Origin of the sequence: Mycolicibacter algericus DSM 45454, from assembly GCF_002086455.1 — a bacterium.
GTDB classification, from domain to species: Bacteria; Actinomycetota; Actinomycetes; order Mycobacteriales; family Mycobacteriaceae; genus Mycobacterium; species Mycobacterium algericum.
On record NZ_MVHC01000033.1, the window covers coordinates 16,813 to 37,721 of the forward strand.

Consider the following 20,909-nt stretch of genomic DNA (forward strand, 5'->3'; position numbering starts at 1 on the left):
TTTCTGGGACAAATCCGTGCGGACAAATGCGTGGTGACGGGCCGAATCGACCTCAGGCGGGGCTGATCATGTCCAGGCCGAAGATGTCGGTGATCCAGGACAGGTCGGGATTGCCGTCCACCAGCGAACCGAGGAAGTCGGTGAAGTCCGACGTGCCCGCCGGATCGGTGGCCATCGCCGAACCGCCGAACAGCGAAGTGGGGTCCTGGATGTCGAAGTAGACGCGTTGCGCGGCGTTCCACACCGTCGAGAAGGGCTCCTCCGCCATGAATCCGCCCGGGAAGTAGGTATTCGGATCCTGCAGTTCCTTGATCGCGTCCTGAACTCCTTCAGTCCAGGCGTTGGCCAGTGCGGCGTTGATATCCGTCCAGCTGATGTTGCTCGGCAGCAGGTCCCAGCTGATGGTGGTCGGCACGTTGGCCGGCCCCTGATTCCAGCCTTCGGTGAGACTGCCGTAACCCAGGTTCACCAGGACGCGCATGCTGGGTTCCAACAGGGCCGCCAGCGGGCTGCCCCAGACCGGGTTCAGCCGCAACAGATCCAACAGCGGCAGCGTCTCGGCGGGGATCATGTAGTAGTTGGTCAGGCTGTCGGGGTCGGTGGTTTCCAACGCGATCGCGTTTGCGATGTCATCCTCGCTGAGCCCGAAATATCCGATATGGGTCAAGAACATGCCGGCGATGGCATTGAGCGTTGACAGCAGGTTCAGCGGGTACCGGGGAAAGTCGGCGTAGCCGTCGTATTCCATCGTGTAGACGTCGGTGGTGAAGTAGTCCGGAGTCGGATGACCAAGGGTCATTCCGTTCCAAAAGCTGAGGTTCCCGCCCCAGAAGTTGAGCATTTCGACAATACCGCCGTTGGGGTTGGCGGCGTTTCCGACCAGCACGAAGTGGACGTCCTCGGCCGGCACACCCTGGTGGTAGAGCTGCTCCATCGTCATCGACGACATCGCCGCGCTCTGCGAGTAGCCGAACACGTACACCGGGTTGTCGGGGCCGGCTTGGCCGCTGGCGATTTGCTCGTTGATCGCCGCGGCAAGGATCTGCGCCCCTTGGACTTCCGAGACGTTGCCCGGGAAGTAGAGCTGGGGGGTGAACAACGACTCCGCGGTCCCGGTGAAGCCGTTCGGCCGCAGGTACATGATGTCGGCGGCGTTGACGTATCCCTCCGACGGCAACGGAATACCGCTGCCGCCCATGACGAATGCAGTTCCTCCGCCGGCTGCCGCCGCGACATCGTCGGAGGCGCTCAGCTGGACCTGAAGTGGCACGGCAACGGCCGATGACGCCGCCGCCGACGGCGATGTCGCACCGCTGACACCGACCACAACGCCGAGCACCACGAAAACGCTTATGACAGCGAGGACCGCACGCAGGTGGCGAGACGGCCCTGTGCCCCGCAAGCCCGACATCGCTGTGATATCAGCCATGGAAACTCCCTGAAAGCCCTCGAACATGTCACCAACACGATGCGGAACTGCAACCGAAATTACATCACGCACAACAGTTTTAGTCAGGAGAACCGCAGAAAGCCAGCCAAACTGACATAACTTGCGTTATTGGGACGTGATGATAATTTTCGCTATTTCGCCGTGCCCGAAACTTCGGAGGACTATCGTCCGCGTAAAGTGTCCAGCGTGGATATAACTGGAGCAAGCGCGATCGTTACCGGTGGCGCATCAGGAATCGGCGCGGCTACTGCCCGCCAGTTGGCCGACAAGGGTGCCCGGGTCGTCGTCGCCGACCTGCAGGCCGACAAGGGGGAGGCGCTCGCACACGAGATCGGCGGCGTGTTCGTGTCCGTCGACGTCACCAACACCGAGCAGATCATCGATGCGGTCAACACCGCCGCCGACCTCGGCCCGCTGCGGGCACTGGTGAACTCCGCCGGCATCGGCTGGGCCCAGCGCACCATCGGCAAGGACGGCGAGTTCGAGTCGGCGCACAACCTGGACGCCTACCGGAAGGTACTGGCGATCAACTTGATCGGCACCTTCGACTGCATTCGGATCGCGGCCACCGCGATGAGCCGCAACGAACTCACCACCACCGGGGAGCGGGGCGCGATCGTCAACATGACCAGCGTCGCGGCATTCGACGGTCAGATCGGGCAGGCCGCCTACTCGTCGTCCAAGGGCGGCGTGGTGGGGATGACCCTCCCGGTTGCTCGCGACCTGTCAGCCGTCGGGATCCGCGTCAACACCGTCGCGCCCGGCCTGATCGACACCCCGATCTACGGGGAGGGCGAAGCCTCGGAGGCCTTTAAGGCCAAGCTCGGCGAGTCGGTGCTGTTCCCGCACCGGCTCGGCAAACCCGAGGAGCTGGCGTCGATGGTGATCGAGCTGCTCACCAACTCCTACATGAACGCCGAGGTCGTCCGGGTGGACGGTGGCATCCGGATGCCACCGAAGTAATCGCACCGCTGAACGAGAAGGCCCCCGTTGCGACGGGGGCCTTCGCCGTCGGTCATCGGTCAGCTCAGCCCGCGGCCCCGTTCGTTACCGTGGGACTCGACAGTGACCACGTGCGGTCTGCGGCCGCAGTGAATTCGAGGGGCACGGTGACGACACCAGCGGCCGGGCACCAACCGGCGGAATCCACCGAGGACGCCGGCGCCTTCGCCGATCGGATCACCGATGCGCTCGATGCCGCCAGCCTCACGCTGCTGCTGAGCCTCGGGCATCAAAGCGGCCTGTTCGATGCCATGGCCGGGCTGTCAGCACCGGCGACCAGTGCGCAGATCGCCGATGCCGCCGGCCTCAACGAACGCTACGTCCGGGAATGGCTGGGCGGCGTGACCGTCGCCGGCGTCATCGACTACCACCCCGCGACGGCAACTTATCGATTGCCCGAGCACCGCGCAGCGGTGGTGACCCGCGCCGCCGGTCCCGCCAACCTGGCGCGCGTCGCGCAATACATCGCACTGCTGGGCGAGGTCGAGCAGCGGGTGTTGACCTGTTTCCGTGACGGTGGCGGGCTGGCGTACAGCGAATATCCCCGCTTTCACACCGTGATGGCCGAACGGAGCGGCGAAGTGTTCGACGCCGCACTTGTCGAGGTGGTGTTGCCGCTCGTCGACGGATTGCCCCAACGCCTGCGAGCCGGCGCGGACGTCGCAGATTTCGGCTGCGGCAGCGGCCACGCCGTCAACGTCATGGCGCAGGCGTTCGGCAACAGCCGCTTCACCGGCATCGACTTCTCGGCCGAGGGCATCGCGCGGGCGAGCCGGGAAGCCGAGCAACGGGGCCTGACGAATGCGACGTTCGAGAGCCATGACCTGAGCACGTTCGACCGGTCCGGCGCCTACGATCTCGTCACCGCTTTCGACGCCATCCATGATCAGGCGCAGCCGGCGCGGGTGCTGGAGAACATCCATCGGTCGCTGCGTCCCGGCGGCATCCTGCTGATGGCCGACGCCAAGGCGTCGAGTCACTTGGAGGACAACGTCGGTGTCGCCACGAACACCTACCGGTACACGGTGTCCTTGATGCACTGCATGCCGGTGTCGTTGGGGTTGGACGGCGCGGGTCTGGGCACCATGTGGGGCCGTCAGCTGGCCGTGTCGATGCTGGTCGATGCCGGCTTCGCCGATATCGAATTCACCGAGATCGCCGAGGACCAGTCGAACTACTACTACATCGCGACCAAGAGCTGACGGTGGTGGGCTCCCCTACCGTCAACCGGCCGAGCTGATGTCCGCCGGTATCGGACCCGATCGCCCCGGCCGTCGCGCGGCACCCCAGAGGCCGACGCCGATGCCGACTATCGCACCGCCGAGGCCGATGAGCTGCTGGCCGCGTTTGAGGTCGGCGTGCACGCTCATCCCGCCCAGCAGGTCGGCCGCATCAGCACCACCCGAGGCCAGAAACCAGCCGCGGGTGTCTCGGCCACGCACCCCGGCGTACAGCAAAAGGCCTCCGATCAGGGCGTCGCGGTAACCCATCGACCGCAGCAGCAGGCGGGCCGAAGGCCCCGGGTCGTCCGGCTCCCCCCAGATCCGGTTCGCCCGAAGGGGATCGACCAGGAATGAGACTCCCGAGGCCAGCCGAATGCTGCCGGCGACCAGCGCGGCGCGGTCCATCACCATGGACCGCAGCCTAGGGCGGGCTACGGGCGCCCGCAGCTATTTCCAGGCGAAGACGGGTTGCTCCAGCGCATCGACCGGGTCTCCTCGGCCCTCCAGGCATAACCACCGCAGTTGCAGCAGCACCGCACCCGTCGGCGCGTGGATGAGGTCGTTGCCCAACGGGATCTGCACCACCGGACGCGGACTCTCCGGGATGGAGATGAAGCGCGGGGAATCGTCACGCTGCAATTGGTGCAGCCCGACCCGGTAGACCGCCACCACCTCCTCGGGCGCGGGCCGCGGATCGAGCCGCCCCCCGCCCCAGATCACTACCGGGCTGATGACGTACCCCGAGCGGGTGGGGTAATCGTCGAGGAGACCCAGCACCGCCGAGTCGGGCAGCCGGATGCCGACCTCCTCGTCCAACTCCCGCAGCGCAGCGTCGACCGCGGTCTCGCCGGGATCCAGTCGGCCGCCCGGCAGCGCCCACTGCGCGGCGTGCGACGTGAGGCGAGACGTCCTGCGGCACAACAGGAAAGCAGCACCCCCAGACACGTCGACCATGCGGCCGTCGAGGCCCGCCTCCGGCATGGGCCGCCCGCCGATCCAGTCGTCCACGGGCGCGGGGTCGACCCGGTCCTCGCCGATCTCGGAGTCCACGAGCACCACCGCGACGGCCGCATGCCGCTTCGACGGGTCCGTCACGACGCGGCGGTCGTGCGCCACCAGGCGTGCCCGGATCCGGTCCCGCAGCGCGTCGTCGTAGCCGATGCTCACGGCGTGATCGGTCAGATCGCGTTGCGGGCCAGGCTGATGGCGTACTCGCTGACGAAGTGCCCGGCGGCGGGTTCGCCGGCGCCGCAACTGCCGTCGGACTCCCCGACCCGCTTGACCCACAGGTAGGCGTCGGCGTGCGCGCCGGCGGTGTCGGTGGTCGGCGGCGTGCCGAGGGCGCGTCCACTCGGGTTGCACCAGCCGTACGGATCGCCTTCGGCGGGACCAACCCCGTTGCGGGAGGTGTCGATCACGTAGTGCTTGCCGCCCGTCATGCCGGAGATCTCTTCGCCGTAGCCGATCTGCTCTTCGGTGGTGAAGTAGTTCGTGGAGTTGAGCGCGAAGCCCCGCGCACGTGCCACGCCGGCCTGGTTGAGGCGGTTGGCCATTTCACCGGCGTTGACCCAGCGCGAGTGCCCGGCGTCGACGTAGACGGCGGTGGCGGGGTTGCGTCCCAGCGTGTCGACGGCGTAGCTGATCAGGTCGAAGCGCTCCTGGCGCTGGTCTCCGGAGAGGCAGTCGGCCATGGCCAGCGCGTCCGGTTCCAGGACGATCGCGGCCGGCGAACCACCGATGCCGTCGGCGATGCCGTCGATCCAGGCGCGGTAGGACGCACCGGATGAGAAGCCGCCGGCGGCGTAGCTGCCGCAGTCGCGGTGCGGGATGGCGTAGAGCACCAGCACCGGCATGGCACCGGCCGCAGCCGCCGCCCCGGTGTGCCGGGCCACCGTCGAGCCGACAGATCCCACGCCGAACGCCTGGTCGAGCCAGTACGCCTGCGGCGTGTTGGCGACCAGGGCCAGTTCGGCGCTGTCCGGCTGCGCGTTGGAGGCATGCATCGCCTTCGAGATGGGATCGACATAGAAGGGCATGCCGCCCAGCGGGTTGTCCCCGTCGGCCTGGGCAACGCCCGCGCCGGCCAGGGCCGCAACGGCAAGGAGGGGTGTGAGGCAGCGCGCGACCGCGCCAAATGCTGAGGGGAGCACAGCCAAAAATTACCTTATGGCCGACCCGAGGTCACAAGACGGTCACGATCGCGGCGCGGGAGGCTCAGCCCAGCAGCGCGTCGACGAAGGCAACGGGCTCGAACGGCGCCAGGTCATCCGGCCCCTCGCCCAGGCCCACCAGCTTGACCGGCACACCCAGCTCCTGCTGCACCCGGAACACGATGCCGCCTTTGGCCGTGCCGTCCAGCTTGGTCAGCACCACTCCGGTGATGTCGACGACGTCGGCGAACACCCGGGCCTGCGCCAGGCCGTTCTGCCCGATGGTGGCGTCGAGCACCAGCAGCACCTCGTCAACGGACGCACGGCGTTCCACCACCCGTTTGACCTTGCCGAGTTCGTCCATCAGGCCGGTCTTGGTGTGCAGCCGGCCGGCGGTGTCGACGACCACGACGTCGGCACCGGACGAAACGCCCTTGTCGACGGCGTCGAACGCGACCGAGGCCGGGTCCGCACCCTCGGCGCCGCGCACCACCTCGGCACCCACTCGCGCCGCCCACGTCTGCAGTTGGTCGGCGGCGGCGGCACGGAAGGTGTCGGCGGCGCCCAGCACCACCCGCCGGCCGTCGGCCACCAGCACCCGGGCCAGCTTGCCGACGGTGGTGGTCTTGCCGGTTCCGTTGACGCCGACCACCAGCAGCACCGACGGGTGCTCGTCGTGCGGCAAGGCCTTCACGGAGCGGTCCAGCGCGGGCTGCAGCTCGCCGATCAGCACCTCCCGCAGCACCGTGCGAGCCTGGCCTTCGGTGCGCACCTGACCGCCGGCCAGCTTTTCACGCAGCTGGATGACCACCGCTTCAGTGACCACCGGCCCCAGGTCGGCCACCAGCAGGGTGTCCTCGACGTCCTGCCAGGAGTCCTCATCGAGGTCGCCCCCGCCGAGCAGCCCGAGCATGCTGCGCCCCAGCGCATTCTGCGACTTGGCCAACCGGCCGCGCAGCCGCTGCATCCGGCCTTCAACCGGCTCGATGTCCGGTTCGACGACCGGCTCGACGGCCGGCTGGACGGCTTCGGCGGGCGGTGCTTGGGGTTCGGGGGGCGCTTCGGGCAGGTCGACATCGGTGATGGTGCGCCGGGGGGCGTCCCGCGGCACGGTCGCGTCGTCGCCGATGACGGGGGCTGGTGCCTCCTCGGTCCGGCTGAAAGTGATGCCCGACGAAGCAGCGTAGCCGCCCGAGCGGTCCAGGCTCTCGCGTTGCGGCGCGGACAGGCTGATGCGCCGACGGCGGTGGCGCACCAGGCCGAAGATCAGTGCGGCGATGACGACGAGTGCGGCGGCGACCGCTATGGCGATCCAGAGACCTTCAGACACCCCGCCATTGTTTCAGGACCCTGGCGGGCGGGGCTTGTCGGTGCTGCCCGGCAGACTGCGGTCAACACGCCGTCGGGCGTAACCTGCAACTATTCGAGTTGCCATCGAGAGGGGGCACTGTGTCCGAGCTGCTGGATGGGCCGTTTGACTTGATGACCCTGGAGCAGTGGGACGCGCTTGAGGTCGCCCACACGCGGCGATGGGAGCTCAGTGAGGGAACGATCATCATGTCGCCGCGCCCCCAAATCACCCATCAGCGCATTTCACGAGAGCTCACCCGCCTCCTGCAAGATCACCTACCCGACGGTCTGGAGGCGCTAGCCGAGATCGAGGTGACAACCATCGCCTCGTTTCCACCCAGTGTCCGCGACCCGGATATCGTGGTGATCCACAGCGGCATGGTCGAGGGACGTACGGCCCGCATCCGGGCGACCGATGTGGTGCTCGTCGTCGAGATCGTCTCGCCGGGCTCGCGGCGGATGGACACCGTGATGAAATTGCACGAGTACGCCAAGGCCGGCATCGAGCACTATTGGATCGTCGACGCCGAGGCCCCCGAGTGGTTTCTGGCCTACCGCCTCGATCGCGAGCTCTACCGGCCGGTCCCCGTGGGCGACGGTGACCATGTCCAGGTGCAGGAGCCCGTCGACATGCGGTTCACCCTGGGCGAGCTGACCGGCTAACTCGGGCTGGAGACCAGCTCTTCGCCGCGGATGCGCTGGGAGATCACCGCGGTGATCCCGTCGCCCTGCATGGTCACGCCGTACAGCGCGTCGGCGACCTCCATGGTCGGCTTCTGGTGGGTGATCACGATCAGCTGCGAACGGGCCCGCAGCATCTCGAACAGCGCCAGCAGCCGACGCAGGTTGGTGTCATCCAGGGCGGCCTCGACCTCGTCCATGATGTAGAACGGCGACGGGCGGGCCCGGAAGATCGCGACCAACATGGCGATCGCGGTCAGCGACTTCTCCCCGCCGGACAGCAGTGACAGCCGCTTGACCTTCTTGCCGGGCGGGCGAGCCTCGACGTCGACGCCGGTGGTCAGCATGTCGGTCGGGTCGGTCAGCAACAGCCGGCCCTCGCCGCCCGGGAACAGCGCCGCGAACACCTCGCGGAATTCGCGCTCGACGTCGGCGTAGGCGTCGGTGAACACCTGCAGGATGCGGGCGTCCACGTCGGAGACCACGTCGAGCAGGTCTTTGCGAGCCGCCTTGACGTCTTCGAGTTGGGTGGACAGGAAGTTGTAGCGCTCTTCGAGTGCCGCGAACTCCTCCAGCGCAAGCGGGTTGACCCGGCCCAGTTCCGCCAGTTCACGCTCCGCACGCTTGGCCCGGCGCTCCTGGGTGGGCCGGTCGAAGGGCATGGGGGCCGGGGCCGTGACCTGCTCGCCGCGTTCGCGGGCCTGCTCGAACTCGGCCATCTCGAGTTCGGTCGGCGGCAACGGAACATCGGGACCGTATTCGGCGATCAGATCCTGCGAGCTCATCCCGAACTGTTCGAGCACCGTCTGCTCGAGTTGCTCGATGCGCAGTGCGGCTTGCGCCTTGGCGACCTCGTCGCGGTGCAGCGACTCGGTGAGCGCGGTGATGCGGGTGCTCAGCGAGTTCACCTCGTCGCGGACGGTGGCCATCGCGGCGGCCCGCTGCTGGCGTTCACCGGCCAGCCCGTCTCGGATGCGTGACGCCGCTGCCACCACCAGTTGCAGGCGCCGGGCCAACGCAGACCCGGCGTCGGCCACCGCGGCCGCCGTGGTGGCAGCGAGTGCGCGGGCCGCGCGGGCCTGCTCGGCGCGCACTCGCGCCTCCCGTTCGGCGGCGGCTGCTCGGCGCAGCGAATCCGCCTTGCCACGAACGGCGTTGGCGCGTTCCTCGGCGGTGCGCACCGCCAGCCGCGCCTCCACCTCGACACCGCGCGCCGCCTCGGCGGCAGCCGCGATCTGCTCCCGGTCCACCGGTTGCACGGCGGCGGTCGGCTGGTCCTGCTCGGCGTTGCGCAGCCGGGCCTCCAACTCACCCAGTTCGGTGACCGTCTGCGCCCGGCCGGCCTCCAGTTCTGCGCGCTCCCGCAACTGGCGACGCCATTCGGTCTCAGCGGCGCGGGCCTCGTGACCGAGCCGGCCCAGCTGCTCGTGAGTCGCGGCGATGGCGGCATCGGATTCGTTGAGCGCTGCCAGCGCCTGCTCGGTGGCATCCTGGCGAGCGGACTGCTCGGTCAGCGCGCCGGACAGCGCCGCGCTGAGCTGGCCGACCTGCGTTTCGGCGCCGGCAAGTTCGGTGCGGGCTCTGTCGATCTCGCTGTTGATCTCCAGAGTGGACGGTTTGCGGTCCGAGCCGCCGCTCACCCAGCCCGCACCCACCAGATCGCCATCGAGGGTCACCGCACGCACACCCGGACGGGTCGTCACCAACTCCAGCGCCGCGGGCAGGTCGGCGACCACCGCCACGGCCGACAACATCGCCGTCATCGCACCACGCAGCCGGTCCGGGGCGTCAACCAGGTCCAGCGCCCACTGCGCGCCATCGGGCAGGGCGGCACGCTGTTCCGGCGCCTGCGGCAGCGGCCAGTCCCCCAACACGATCGCGGCTCGTCCGCCGTCGGCGCTCTTCAGCGCGTGCAGCGCCGCACGGGCCGCGCCGGCGTTCTCCGCGGCCAGCGCGTCGGCCGCCGACCCGAGCACCGCGGCCAGCGCCGCCTCATACCCTGAGCGCACTTTGACCAGCTTGGCGATCGACCCGAAAAGTCCGGAACCACTGTGGTTCTGAACCAGCCAGGCCGCGCCGTCGCGGCGTTCCAGCCCCATGGACAAGGCGTCGATGCGGGCGCGCAGCGAGGCCACCTGCCGTTCGGCGGCACGCTCGGCGGCCTGCAGTTCGGCGACCCGCTCGTCGGCCAGCCGCAAGGCGGCCACCGTCCGCTCGTGTTGCTCGTCGAGGCCGACCTCGCCCTGGTCGAGCTCACCCACCCGGCCCTGCACCGTTTCGAACTCCGCCTGCGCGGCCTGGGCCCGCGCGGCGGCCTCTTCGATGCGCCCCGACAACTGCGCCACATGGGCGTCGATCGACTCAACACGCGCCCGGACGGTCTCCACCTGACCGGTCAGCCGGGCCAGGCCCTCGCGACGGTCGGCTTCGGCACGCACCGCGGCCAGATGCGCCTTCTCGGCCTCAGCGCTGCGGCGTTCGCGTTCGGCCAACTCGGCGCGGGCGGCCTCCAGCCGGGTGCCGGCGTCAGCCAGTTCGGCCAGCAACTGCTGCTCGCCGGCGGCCACCTGCTCGGCCTCGGCCTCCAGCGCGTCGGGGTCGACGCCGCCGGTGGTGATCGGCTCCTCGTCGAGGTGCTGAGCGCGCTCGCTGGCGATTCGCACCGTGGCGCTGACCCGCTCGGCCAGCGCCGACAGCGAGAACCAGGTCTGCTGGGCGGCCTCGGCGCGCTGCGTCAAGGTGGCGACCGCGGACTCGTGGGCGGTCAACTCGTCGGCGGCTGCCGTCAGTCGCTCGGTGATCTGGTCGTGTTCGCGGCGCAACGTCGCCTCGGCGTCGCCTGCGCCGGCGAACTCGGTCTGCCGCGTGACCAGGTCGTCGGCGGTCAGCCGCAACCGGGCGTCCCGCAGGTCGGCCTGGATGGTGGCGGCACGGCGCGCCACCTCGGCCTGGCGGCCCAGTGGTTTGAGCTGGCGGCGCAGTTCGGTGGTCAGGTCGGTCAGCCGGGCCAGGTTGGCCGACATCGCGTCGAGTTTGCGGACCGCCTTTTCCTTGCGTTTACGGTGTTTGAGGACACCGGCGGCCTCTTCGATGAACGCCCGGCGGTCTTCGGGTCGCGACTCGAGGATCTGCGCCAGCCGCCCCTGGCCGACGATGACGTGCATCTCGCGCCCGATCCCGGAGTCGCTGAGCAACTCCTGGATGTCCATCAGCCGGCAACTCGAACCGTTGATCTCGTATTCGCTGGCGCCATCGCGGAACATCCGCCGGGTGATCGACACCTCGGCGTACTCGATCGGCAACGCGTTGTCGGAGTTGTCGATGGTGACGGTGACCTCGGCGCGCCCGAGCGGGGCGCGGGAGGACGTGCCGGCGAAGATGACGTCTTCCATCTTGCCGCCGCGCAGCGTTTTGGCGCCCTGCTCGCCCATCACCCAGGCCAGCGCGTCAACCACATTGGATTTGCCCGAGCCGTTGGGCCCGACCACCGCGGTGATACCCGGCTCGAAGCGCAGAGTCGTCGGCGAGGCGAAGGACTTGAAGCCCTTCAGCGTCAAACTCTTGAGGTGCACGGGGTGTGAGACTACCGGTCTAGCGTTCGCTGAATCCGTCGATCGGCGCGCCGGCGGCGCCCCAATCGGTGACGACGGTGTCCACCCGGCCCGGCGGGGCCCCGCTGCGCAACAGGTCCAGCAGCCGCTCGCAGTCCTGCCGGGGCCCCTGGGCGACGACTTGTACCCGGCCGTCGGGGCGGTTGGCGGCGTACCCGGTCAGGCCCAACTCCAGCGCCCGCGAGCGGGTCCACCATCGAAAGCCCACACCCTGGACGTGCCCGTGAACCCAGGCGGTGAGCCGAACGCTCGCGGTCACCGGCCGTCCTGGCCCTTGATCTCGAAGCGCACCTCGGTGCCGGCCCGCAGTGTGCGACCGACCGTGCAGACCTGGTCGACGGCCCGGCGCACCACGGTCAGCAACCGCTGTTTTTCGCTGTCACCGAGGGCCGACAGGTCCACCTCCAGGGTTTCCTCCAGCAGCGGATAGCGTTCCTGCTGGCGATCGGCCGAGCCGCTGACCTGGATGGTTGCCGGGTAGCCGTCGCCGAGCCGACTGGCCAGCGCAGCGTCGCCGGACATTCCGCTGCAGGCCGCCAGCGCGATCTTCAGCAGTTCGCCGGGGGTGAAAACGCCGTCGACCCCTTCGCTGCCGATCAGCACCTGTGCGCCGCGGGAACTGCGGCCGGTGTAGCGCCGGGTTCCGGTTCGTTCCACCCACAACTTCGTCATGGGAACAGTCTGGCAGCAGGCGTAGGGTCGGCGACATCATGCAGGTCACGATTCCGCTGTTCGGCCGGTTCACCGCATTGGATGCGGTGGGGCCGTATGAGGTGCTGCAGCGGATTCCCGACATCGACGTGGTGTTCGTCGGTCACCAGCGCGGTGAGGTTCGCAGCGACAACGGGATGCTCGGATTGAGTTGCGACGCGCGGTTCGACGAGCTGCCCCGCCCGGACATCGTCGTCGTCCCCGGCGGTATCGGGACCCGAGTGCTGCTCGACGACGCGCCCCTGCTCGACTGGCTGCAAAAGGCCCACGCCCACAGCCGGTTCACCACATCGGTGTGCACGGGCTCGCTGCTGCTGGCCGCCGCCGGGCTGTTGGACGGCCTGACCGCCACCACACATTGGAGCGCCGTCGAGCTGCTGGAACACCTGGGCGCCCGCTACGTGGAGCAGCGGGTGGTCGAGCACCTGCCGCAGCGGATTCTGACCTCCGCGGGGGTGTCCAGCGGCATCGACATGGCGCTGCGGCTCGTCGAACTGCTGGTGGACACCGAAGCGGCCCAGGCCGTGCAGCTGATGATCGAATACGACCCGCAGCCGCCCTTTGACTGCGGCTCACTGGCCAAGGCCGGTGAGGCCGTTCGCGACCGCGCCGCGCAGCTGCGGCGCTGAGCTGCCATGGCCACCGTCGTCGCGTTCCACGCGCATCCCGACGACGAGGCGATCCTGACCGGGGGAACCCTGGCGCGGGCGGCCGCCGACGGGCATCGCGTGGTTGTGGTGACGGCGACCGACGGGCGGGTGGACAACGGCGACGCTGATCGGCTCACCGAATTGCGTTTGAGCGCAAAGTGTCTCGGTGTTCATCGGGTCGAATGTCTCGATTACGCCGACAGCGGCTTCGGGGCGGAGTTCTATCCCGACCCGCCGGGACGGATCAGATTCGCCCGCGCCGACGTTGAGGAGGCCGCGCAGCGGCTGGCCGCCATCCTGCGCGACGAGGACGCCGATCTACTGTTGAGCTACCAGGCCAACGGCGGCTACGGCCACCGTGATCACGTGCAGGTCCATCACGTCGGCAAACGGGCCGCCCAGATCGCGGGCACACCGCGTGTGCTGGAGGCGACGATGCCCCGGGAGACGCTGGCCCGGGTCGCCAACGCCGCTGCGCTGCTGCGACTGCCCGCGCCTTACCCGCGCGCCGTGGTGCGCACCGCGTATGCGCCCGGGTCGGCGATCACGCACCGGATCAACGTCTTTCGGTTCGCCCGGCAGAAACGCGACGCCTGTGCCGCGCACCGTTCGCAGATCGGCGCAAACCGCGCGACGGCACGCCTGTTCGCGGTATTGCTGCGGCTTCCCCCGCAGGTTGCCGGCCTGATGTTCGGGCGGGAGTGGTTCGTCGATCCGGCGTTGCCGCGGGGCCGGGTGTACCGCGACATCTTCGAGTGATCGCGATCGGGTGGCCCGGCTCAGTACCGCGCGAGCCGTCTGGGATGCCTCGCGTTCTCACGCGCCCTTCTTGTAGGTCGCCTCGAACACGGCATCTTCAAGCCAGCGTTTGAAACTCTCGTTGTCCTGGAACGCCTTGAAGAGCTGCGTCTCGTCCGAGATCAGACTGAGCATCACCTTGCCGAGCGCCCGGTTCATCTCGACGCGCGCGTTCACCGGATCATCATTGGCCTGCGCGTTGCGGTACGCCTCGTCCTCGGCAACGATCCGCGGAATCTCTTCAGTGATGCGGCGCTGAATGCGGTCGGCATCTTCCCACTCGATGTTGCCGAAGTGGTCGTTGAAGCTCTTCAGAATCTCCGACAGTTTCTCCAGCTCGGGTTCGGCTCTATGGCCGCCGCCGGCGGCAGGAACCGGTTCCAGGGACCCGTCCTCGTCCTCGAGCACGATCTTCATCGCGATCTGCTTCTCAGCACGATATGACTCAAGATCGATGTTCTCGAGAATCCCTGCGGCAAGGTCATCTTCGGCGGGCGCGGGGAGCTTCGGCACAAGGTTGTCGAGGAAGATCGAGCGCTTCTCCCACTCGACGCTGCCGTACGGAAGCACGGCAGACAGGAAGTTGTACGTGCGTAAAAACGCCTTGGCGTCACCCTTGAACTTCACCTGATCGTCTTCGTCGGGCAGCTCGATGTACTCTGCCACGCACGCATCGAGAACGGGATGGAGTTCATCGGGCCCGGCATCAGCCAAGTAGAGCTTGACGAACGCATCGACGTGTTCGGGCGTATAGATGCCAAAGCCGTCTAGGTCGTTGATGAGGTCATGCAGCTTGTTGGCGTCGGTCTCTTCCGAGAGCACGGTGGTCCGGTAGTACGGATCGAAGGCGCGCTTGATGGCCTCTGCGTCGTTCGCGAAGTCGAGCACAAAGGTGTCGTGCTTGGCGGGGTGTGCCCGGTTGAGGCGCGAGAGCGTCTGCACGGCAAGCACTCCCGACAGTGTCTTGTCGACGTACATCGTGTGCATCAACGGCTCGTCGTAGCCGGTCTGGAACTTGTTAGCCACGACGAGGATTCGGTAGGGGTCCTCTTTGATCTTTCCAGCAATAGCCGCTGACGGGAAGCCATTCAGACTGGCCTCGGTGACCGCCTCGCCCAGATAGTCGTGTTCGCCGGAGAACGCGACGATGGCCTGATATGGGCTCTTGCGGGCAGCCAACGCGTCGCGAACGGCGTGGAAGTACTCGATGCAGCGCGGAATCGACGAGGTCACGATCATGGCGCGCGCCTGTCCGCCGATCTTCTGTTTGGCGATCAGTTGGTCGAGGAAGTGCTCAACCATGATCTGCGCCTTCTGCGCGATCGCGTGCTGGTTGCCTTCGACGTACGCACGCAGCTTCTTCGAGGCTCGCTTAGCGTCGAATTCTGGGTCATCGGCGACGGTCTTCATCAGCTTGTAGTAACTGCCGACCGGGGTGTAGCTCGCCAGCACGTCCATGATGAAGCCCTCTTGGATGGCCTGTTTCATCGTGTAAGAGTGGAACGGCTTGTACCCGACTGTGCCGTCAGGATTCGCAACCGGTTCTCCGAACATCTGGAGGGTCTTGTTCTTCGGCGTTGCGGTGAACGCGAAGTAGCTCGCGTTGGGCAACATCTTCTTGCTGTCGATGATCGCGTTGATCTGGTCCTCGAATGTGACCTCTTCCTCCTCGGAAGTCTCTACCCTAGCGAGTGCACGCGAGACCGCCGCCGACGTCTTGGAGCCCTGCGAAGAATGCGCCTCGTCGATCACGATGGCAAAGGTGCGGTCGCGGTGACCCGCCCCGATGTCGTCAAGGATGTAGGGAAACTTCTGCACCGTGGTGATGATGATCTTTTTGCCAGCAGTGATCGCGCGGCGTAGATCACCAGATTTGTCGGCATGCTTCACCGTGGAACCGACCTGCATGAACGCTTTGATCGTCTGGGTGAGCTGGTTGTCCAGGATGATCCGGTCGGTCACGACGATGATGGAATCGAATGCCACTTTGTCGGCGTGGGTGGTTTCGGTGAGCTGGTGGGTGAGCCAGGCGATCGAGTTCGACTTGCCGCTGCCAGCTGAGTGCTGAATCAAATATTTCTGCCCGGCGCCACGTGCGGCGACGTCGGCGAGAAGGTTACGTACGACGTCGAGCTGGTGGAAGCGGGGGAAGATCGCCTTGCACGACTTCCTGCCGGTTTTCGGGTCCTTCTCCTCAACGATGTGGGCGTAATTCTCGATGATCCCGGCGAGGCTGGCCGGTACCAGGATGCGCCGCCACAGGTAGTCGGTCTTGATGCCGTCGGGGTTGGGCGGGTTGCCCGCGCCATCGTCGTAGCCCTGATCGAAGGGGAGGAACCATGACGACTTGCCCTTGAGTTCGGTGCAGAACTTCACTCGCTGGTCATCGACGGCGAAGTGTGCGATGGTTCGCCCGAATCTAAACAGCGGGTCACGCGGGTCACGGTCGCGCTGGTATTGCTCGACAGCATCCTCCACGGTCTGTTTGGTGATGTTGTTCTTCAACTCGAAGGTGAAGATCGGGAGTCCATTGACGAAGGCGACGAGGTCGACCGCGTCGCCAGGCTTGCTGATGCTGTGGTGCACCTGCCGAGTGACTGCGAAGCGGTTGCCCGCGAACAACTCTGCAGCCTTGGCGTTGCCATCGGTCGGCGTCGGGTAATAGAGGTCGAGATGGTGGCCGAGGTGGTCGACACCGTTGCGGAGCAGATGCACGACGCCACGCTTGGTGATCTCGCCTTGGAGCCGGGCAAGGAACTTGTGACGGGCCGGCGAATCCGCAACAAGCCCAAGTGGCTCAACGTGATTCGGCTGGGTTTCTCCGACAAATGCCGCCAGCTCACCGATGTCGAGGGCGTACGAGGCGTTGAAGTCGCCAGGCTTGCCCTCGATCCAGCCGCCATCGGTCATCTGGTCGACGATGAGTGCTTCCAAGCTCTCTTCGTTGAGTCGCCGCACGTCATTCCCCCGTCCCGGCGCCCCACTCCAGGGTGATTCTCAATTCGTGGCCCCACTTGAAATCGCCGGTAAGACGTTGGGCCTGGCCGAGCACGATGCTCGGCGCAATGCCGAGTTCACCGGCAAGTTCGCGTACCGCAGTGATGTTGCGGCCGGTGGGCAGCCGGTCCCGGTAAGCCTGCGGTACGAAAGTTCGTGAAGCGAACTCGTCGGCTTCGCCTTCGGCCGTATCGTGCGTGCCGTCCTTGCCCTGGAAAAAGACTGTCTTGTGGCCGTGCAACAGCACATGACCGAGTTCGTGGAAGATGGTGAACCAGAGCTGATCGTCCTTCTTGCCGCGTACGGAGAGTTGCACGACGGGATGTCCGGCAATCCACCGGGTTGCGCCATGCACGCCAAAACCCGGGATCGGCGGGATCAGGCACAGCGCAACACCGACGTCCCGCAACTTGGCTTCGGCCTCGGCAATCGCCGCAACCGGGTTCGGCTTCGCCGTCAGCGCGCGCAACTGCGGGATCAGTGCTTCGAGTGCGGCCTGGTCGAAGTCGGGCAGATCGTCGATCTTGGCCAGTCGTTCCCCGAGCGCGAGCCACGTCGCGCGCTCGTAGGTTTTGTCGGTTTCGAGCGCGGCCTTGCGGTAGGCGACCTTGGCGTGCACCCAGGTTGCCTCAAACGCGTCGAGGTGGCCGATGCCGAGAATCGGCAGGAGTTCACGGACTGTTCCCGCCTTGTCACGGGTCGGCGCCGTGATGAACTTCCACTTGCGCAGGTATCCGAGCGGAAAGCACTTGGCCTGCTCGTACTGTTCGGTGAGTTCGTCTTCCTCCGCGAGGCGAGCCAGGTCCTCGCGATACCCAGCCTCGAAACGATTCCAGATCCGAGCGGGGATACCCGTGACCCGCTCCAACCCGAGCGCGACGGTCGCCGACAGCGGCGCCTTACCCGACAGCAGCTCCGAGACATGCTTGGGGGTGACGTCGAGGCGGCGCGCCAGCTCGGCGGCGTTGATGCCGTGCTCGTCGAGCCACTCCTGGATGTGCTCTCCGGGAGCAACGGCGTAATTCGGTAGGGTGGTCATGGTTGGCTCCCTTCGTGCGTGGTGGTGGTTGTCAACGTTTGTGGTAGTCGGTGATCTCAACGACGAGAACCGTAGTGGTTCCGCCGTCGTCGGGGCTGACGACGAGCCGCCAGTTCGCGGTCAGCCGGCCCGACCACTGTCCGGCCCGGTCGCCGGTCAGTTCTTCCCATCTGCCCGCAAAAAACAGCAGGTCGGCCATCTCGGACGCCCGACGCAGTTCATCGATACGCAGACGCAGCGCCTTCGATACCTGCGCGCCGAGCTTGCGCTGCATGTAGCGCTTGTCGGTGCATCGGCGTTCCAGCTCGTTGTCCGCATACCGCAACTCCATAATGTTACCTAAATCGTAACACTCTTGGCGTAGTCAGGGAAGGCGTGGCCTCAGTCATCACAGTCCTCCGCGACCTCCTCCAACTCGTCATCGGAGTCCGCAGCAAGATCGGCGACCGCCTCGGGAGCGGCCGGCAGGGTCGCCGCGATCGCCCGGACGTCGACCTGGCCGGTCACCACGTCGGCGACCAGCCGCCTGCGGAATTCTTGGAGGAGGCTAACTTCGCAGCCTGCGCGATCTGCTGCCATCAATATCGGCTTGGCCTGGCGTGCCAACGCATCCACCACTCCGCGTTGAACGTCGAGAGTCGGAACGGGAACACGCAAACCTTTGATATGAGCTTGCGCAAGCTTAGGCATCGTGTCACTTGACCCACGCGCTGACGACTCAATCTGCGACCGCACACGACGGGTTCTCAGCAGGACGGATGCGTACTCAGGACTAAGAAAATCCTCTAACGGAACCAACCGATAGATCAGATCCGACATGAATGTTCTCGGTCTTACGCCACTGACCACCGCCACATCACCGACACGATCGCGAGTGTTCGACCGGGTCATAAGGAGATCCCCGTCACGGAGCTCAAGTCCGGCCGGTACGGCCAGATCAGGGTCAACAGGCTTGAGGGCATCTGCGACGAAAGTCCCACGGTTCACAGCCGACAACGACAACACTGCCCACTGGTTTTTGGCCAAGTCCCCTTCTACAGCCGTCGGACTCATCCCCTGTTCGATACGGCGCAAAGCACGCCCCAGGAGCGGCTCCGCGGTACCTGTCGGCAGGTCACTTATCGCGACATCTGCCTGCGTACGGATCTGCTCTTCGAGAAGTGCGATGAGTCGACGCTTGGCCGTGATGGCCTTGTCGATCCGGGCGTTCGCGTGGGAGAGGTACTTCACGATCGCCGCCTGCTCATCCGCCGGTGGCACCGGGAAGCGGATCATCTTGAAGTGCTCCGGCCGAAGACTCCACTGGTCCGAAGTGATGCCGTATGACCAACGCTCAGCTTCCTTTGCGAACATCGGTGTCCGGACAATGTGGTGGAAATAGTCGGTGAGATCAGACCTCGGTGTCATCACGATGTACGCGGGGCTAACGATCCCCCGATACGCCGACCCACCCGCGGCACCCTGCCATGCGCGCATCTTGTTGTAGACAACGTCACCGGGTTCGACAAGCTTGTACTTGGACTTGTCGAGATTCGATGAGTCCTTCTTTGCGGTTGACGAAAGCAGATCAGCTTGGCGGATGACACCTCGTCCAATCGTCACTGACAGCATCTGCTCATCTACGAAACCAGGTTCCTTCCGCTCGGAAAAGATCGTCCGTGCAGGCTTCCAGCTCCAGCCGGCAGGAACTTCAGCGAGCCAGTCACCAGCGGGCGTGTACGCACCATAGCGCGGCAGATCGTGAAACATCATTCCTCGCCCGCGATCTCGGCGATCAGGTCCTCGGTCTCGGCCTCCAGTGCGCGGATGTCAGCCTGAATCTCGGCGAGTGTCCGCATGGGCGTGGGCCTGTAAAAGTGTCGGGTGAAGGAGATCTCGTAGCCGATCTTCGTCTTCGATTCGTCGATCCACGCATCGGGAGCGTACGGGGTTACCTCACGGCGGAAGAACGCCTCGATGCCGTCCGCGAATTCACCGGGCGGCTCGATGAGCGGCACCTGCTCGGTGTCGCGCAGTTCGGTGTCGGGCTCGTACTCGACTACGCGGTTGCGGCCGTCGATCACGACCTCGTAGCGGCCATGCAGCGGATCGGGTGTAGCAGCGAATGGCAGCGTCTTCTTGATGATCGGCGGCGCGGACTCGTCGCGAATGCCGTCTTCTTTGAGCGCCTTGATCTCCTTGGCGGTGTAGACCTTGTGCCGGTCGACACCTCGGATGCGCAGCGGACGCTCAACGGTGATCTTGGAGTAGCCGAAGTCGATGCCGTCGAACACTTTCGAGTGGTCGGGGTCGCCGTACTCGTCGAAGGCCTTGAACGCGTCGAGCACCTTGTCGGCATCGGAGGTACTGATCTCGACACCCTTTTCGCCGAGGTTCTTGCGCAGCGGGGTGGACCATGCGGTGGCGTCGATGAGCTGCACCTTGCCCTTCCGGCGCTCCTCCTTGCGGTTGGAGAGCACCCAAATGTAGGTGGCGATGCCGGTGTTGTAGAACATCTTCAGCGGCAACGCGACAATCGCTTCCAACCAATCGTTTTCGATGATCCAGCGGCGCATGTTGCTCTCGCCCTGGCCCGCATCGCCGGTGAACAGTGACGAGCCGTTGTGCACCGAAGCGATCCGTGAGCCGCGCGGCGTGTCCCGCTTCATCTTCGAGATCAGATTTGCGAGGAACATCAGCTGACCGTCGCTGCTGCGGGTGACGAGCGAGTATTCGCTGTCGCCGTCGTGGGTGACGACGAAGCGCGGATCGATGATCTTCTTCGCACCACCGAGGCGGTCTTGGTCGGCCTTCCAGCTCTTGCCGTACGGCGGGTTGGAGAGCATGAAGTCGAACTCCTGGCCCGCGAAGGCATCGTTCGACAGCGTCGAATACTCCGGACCGCCTTTGACGTTGTCGGCGGCGGAGCCTTCGCCTTTGAGAATCAGATCTGCTTTGGCGATCGCGTAGGTCTCGGCGTTGATCTCCTGGCCGTAGAGATGCGTGGAGATCTTCTTGCCCGCAGGCTCGGTGAGGTGTTTGAGGGTGTCTTCGGCGACGGTGAGCATGCCGCCGGTTCCCATCGCACCGTCATACAAGCGGTAGGTGCCCGACGGGATCTCATCGGCGATCGGCTCGAAGATCAACCGGGTCATCAGCCGGACTGCGTCGCGAGGAGTCCAGTGCTCGCCTGAATCCCCCCGGTGAGTCCGGAGGCTCCACTTCTTGTGAAGGATGGAGTCATGTCAGAAGGTTCTCCGCGTAGGTA

18 protein-coding genes are annotated in these 20,909 nt (G+C 66.1%); 5 read left to right on the top strand and 13 right to left on the bottom strand.

Annotated elements, in window-relative coordinates:
* Positions 1–52: 52 nt before the first annotated feature.
* Complete coding sequence (locus BST10_RS19545; RefSeq protein WP_235673618.1) at positions 53–1,429, bottom strand: PE-PPE domain-containing protein; 1,377 nt, start codon at positions 1,427–1,429, stop codon at positions 53–55.
* A 207-nt stretch (positions 1,430–1,636) separates the two neighbouring features.
* Between BST10_RS19545 and BST10_RS19550 the strand changes: the two genes are divergently transcribed.
* Positions 1,637–2,413, top strand: a complete 777-nt coding sequence (locus tag BST10_RS19550; RefSeq protein ID WP_041318263.1) for an SDR family NAD(P)-dependent oxidoreductase — start codon at positions 1,637–1,639, stop codon at positions 2,411–2,413.
* Positions 2,414–2,559: 146 nt separating this feature from the next.
* Positions 2,560–3,654: a methyltransferase domain-containing protein gene (locus tag BST10_RS19555; RefSeq protein WP_083040086.1), complete on the top strand. Its 1,095-nt coding sequence runs from the start codon at positions 2,560–2,562 to the stop codon at positions 3,652–3,654.
* Positions 3,655–3,675: 21 nt separating this feature from the next.
* On the opposite strand, the gene BST10_RS19560 is transcribed toward BST10_RS19555, so the two are convergent.
* The 4 genes from BST10_RS19560 to ftsY form a co-directional block, all read right to left on the bottom strand.
* Positions 3,676–4,086, bottom strand: a complete 411-nt coding sequence (locus BST10_RS19560; protein WP_083040064.1) for a DUF4267 domain-containing protein — start codon at positions 4,084–4,086, stop codon at positions 3,676–3,678.
* A 36-nt stretch (positions 4,087–4,122) separates the two neighbouring features.
* Positions 4,123–4,842 carry an NUDIX hydrolase gene (locus tag BST10_RS19565; protein WP_083040066.1) on the bottom strand — a complete coding sequence of 240 codons (720 nt, stop codon included), beginning with the start codon at positions 4,840–4,842 and terminating at the stop codon, positions 4,123–4,125.
* Positions 4,843–4,853: 11 nt separating this feature from the next.
* Positions 4,854–5,825: a glycoside hydrolase family 6 protein gene (locus BST10_RS19570; RefSeq protein ID WP_083040067.1), complete on the bottom strand. Its 972-nt coding sequence runs from the start codon at positions 5,823–5,825 to the stop codon at positions 4,854–4,856.
* Between the two features lie 64 nt (positions 5,826–5,889).
* Positions 5,890–7,155, bottom strand: coding sequence for a signal recognition particle-docking protein FtsY (ftsY, locus tag BST10_RS19575; RefSeq protein WP_083040068.1), 1,266 nt, complete (start codon positions 7,153–7,155; stop codon positions 5,890–5,892).
* Between the two features lie 119 nt (positions 7,156–7,274).
* Between ftsY and BST10_RS19580 the strand changes: the two genes are divergently transcribed.
* Positions 7,275–7,838: a Uma2 family endonuclease gene (locus BST10_RS19580; RefSeq protein WP_083040069.1), complete on the top strand. Its 564-nt coding sequence runs from the start codon at positions 7,275–7,277 to the stop codon at positions 7,836–7,838.
* Here the strand turns inward: BST10_RS19580 and smc are convergent.
* From smc to BST10_RS19595, 3 genes are read right to left on the bottom strand one after another with little or no spacing between them, the layout of a single operon-like run.
* Positions 7,835–11,428: a chromosome segregation protein SMC gene (gene smc, locus BST10_RS19585; protein WP_013829578.1), complete on the bottom strand. Its 3,594-nt coding sequence runs from the start codon at positions 11,426–11,428 to the stop codon at positions 7,835–7,837. The genes BST10_RS19580 and smc overlap by 4 nt on opposite strands.
* A gap of 19 nt (positions 11,429–11,447) precedes the next feature.
* Positions 11,448–11,726, bottom strand: a complete 279-nt coding sequence (locus tag BST10_RS19590; RefSeq protein ID WP_041318269.1) for an acylphosphatase — start codon at positions 11,724–11,726, stop codon at positions 11,448–11,450.
* The gene (locus BST10_RS19595) at positions 11,723–12,139 is read right to left on the bottom strand and encodes an OsmC family protein (protein ID WP_083040071.1); all 417 of its coding nucleotides are present in this window, start codon (positions 12,137–12,139) and stop codon (positions 11,723–11,725) included. The genes BST10_RS19590 and BST10_RS19595 overlap by 4 nt, the downstream gene beginning before the upstream one ends.
* A 38-nt stretch (positions 12,140–12,177) precedes the next feature.
* Between BST10_RS19595 and BST10_RS19600 the strand changes: the two genes are divergently transcribed.
* A complete protein-coding gene (locus BST10_RS19600; RefSeq protein ID WP_083040073.1) occupies positions 12,178–12,807 on the top strand; it encodes a DJ-1/PfpI family protein in 630 nt (209 codons plus the stop codon).
* A 6-nt stretch (positions 12,808–12,813) separates the two neighbouring features.
* The gene (locus tag BST10_RS19605; RefSeq protein WP_083040075.1) at positions 12,814–13,587 is read left to right on the top strand and encodes a PIG-L deacetylase family protein; all 774 of its coding nucleotides are present in this window, start codon (positions 12,814–12,816) and stop codon (positions 13,585–13,587) included.
* Between the two features lie 57 nt (positions 13,588–13,644).
* Here BST10_RS19605 and BST10_RS19610 read toward each other — a convergent pair whose 3' ends face one another.
* The 5 genes from BST10_RS19610 to BST10_RS19630 form a co-directional block, all read right to left on the bottom strand.
* Positions 13,645–16,584, bottom strand: coding sequence for a type I restriction endonuclease subunit R (locus BST10_RS19610; RefSeq protein WP_242665677.1), 2,940 nt, complete (start codon positions 16,582–16,584; stop codon positions 13,645–13,647).
* Position 16,585: 1 nt separating this feature from the next.
* The gene (locus BST10_RS19615) at positions 16,586–17,662 is read right to left on the bottom strand and encodes a helix-turn-helix domain-containing protein (protein ID WP_083040077.1); all 1,077 of its coding nucleotides are present in this window, start codon (positions 17,660–17,662) and stop codon (positions 16,586–16,588) included.
* 31 nt (positions 17,663–17,693) lie between these two features.
* Positions 17,694–17,936, bottom strand: coding sequence for a type II toxin-antitoxin system RelE/ParE family toxin (locus BST10_RS19620; protein WP_235673620.1), 243 nt, complete (start codon positions 17,934–17,936; stop codon positions 17,694–17,696).
* 107 nt (positions 17,937–18,043) lie between these two features.
* Complete coding sequence (locus BST10_RS19625; RefSeq protein ID WP_133054452.1) at positions 18,044–19,411, bottom strand: restriction endonuclease subunit S; 1,368 nt, start codon at positions 19,409–19,411, stop codon at positions 18,044–18,046.
* On the bottom strand, positions 19,411–20,877 hold the full coding sequence (locus BST10_RS19630) for an HsdM family class I SAM-dependent methyltransferase (RefSeq protein WP_205277477.1): 1,467 nt from the start codon (positions 20,875–20,877) through the stop codon (positions 19,411–19,413). Before BST10_RS19630 ends, BST10_RS19625 begins: the two co-directional genes overlap by 1 nt.
* Positions 20,878–20,909: the final 32 nt, after the last annotated feature.

Bases quoted from the DNA above. Each gene is read 5' to 3' on its own strand.
- BST10_RS19545 (WP_235673618.1), bottom strand. From the start codon at position 1,429: ATGGCTGATATCACAGCGATGTCGGGCTTGCGGGGCACAGGGCCGTCT.
- BST10_RS19560 (WP_083040064.1), bottom strand. From the start codon at position 4,086: ATGGTGATGGACCGCGCCGCGCTGGTCGCCGGCAGCATTCGGCTGGCC.
- BST10_RS19595 (WP_083040071.1), bottom strand. From the start codon at position 12,139: ATGACGAAGTTGTGGGTGGAACGAACCGGAACCCGGCGCTACACCGGC.
- BST10_RS19600 (WP_083040073.1), top strand. From the start codon at position 12,178: ATGCAGGTCACGATTCCGCTGTTCGGCCGGTTCACCGCATTGGATGCG.
- BST10_RS19605 (WP_083040075.1), top strand. From the start codon at position 12,814: ATGGCCACCGTCGTCGCGTTCCACGCGCATCCCGACGACGAGGCGATC.
- BST10_RS19615 (WP_083040077.1), bottom strand. From the start codon at position 17,662: ATGACCACCCTACCGAATTACGCCGTTGCTCCCGGAGAGCACATCCAG.
- BST10_RS19620 (WP_235673620.1), bottom strand. From the start codon at position 17,936: ATGCAGCGCAAGCTCGGCGCGCAGGTATCGAAGGCGCTGCGTCTGCGT.
- BST10_RS19625 (WP_133054452.1), bottom strand. From the start codon at position 19,411: ATGTTTCACGATCTGCCGCGCTATGGTGCGTACACGCCCGCTGGTGAC.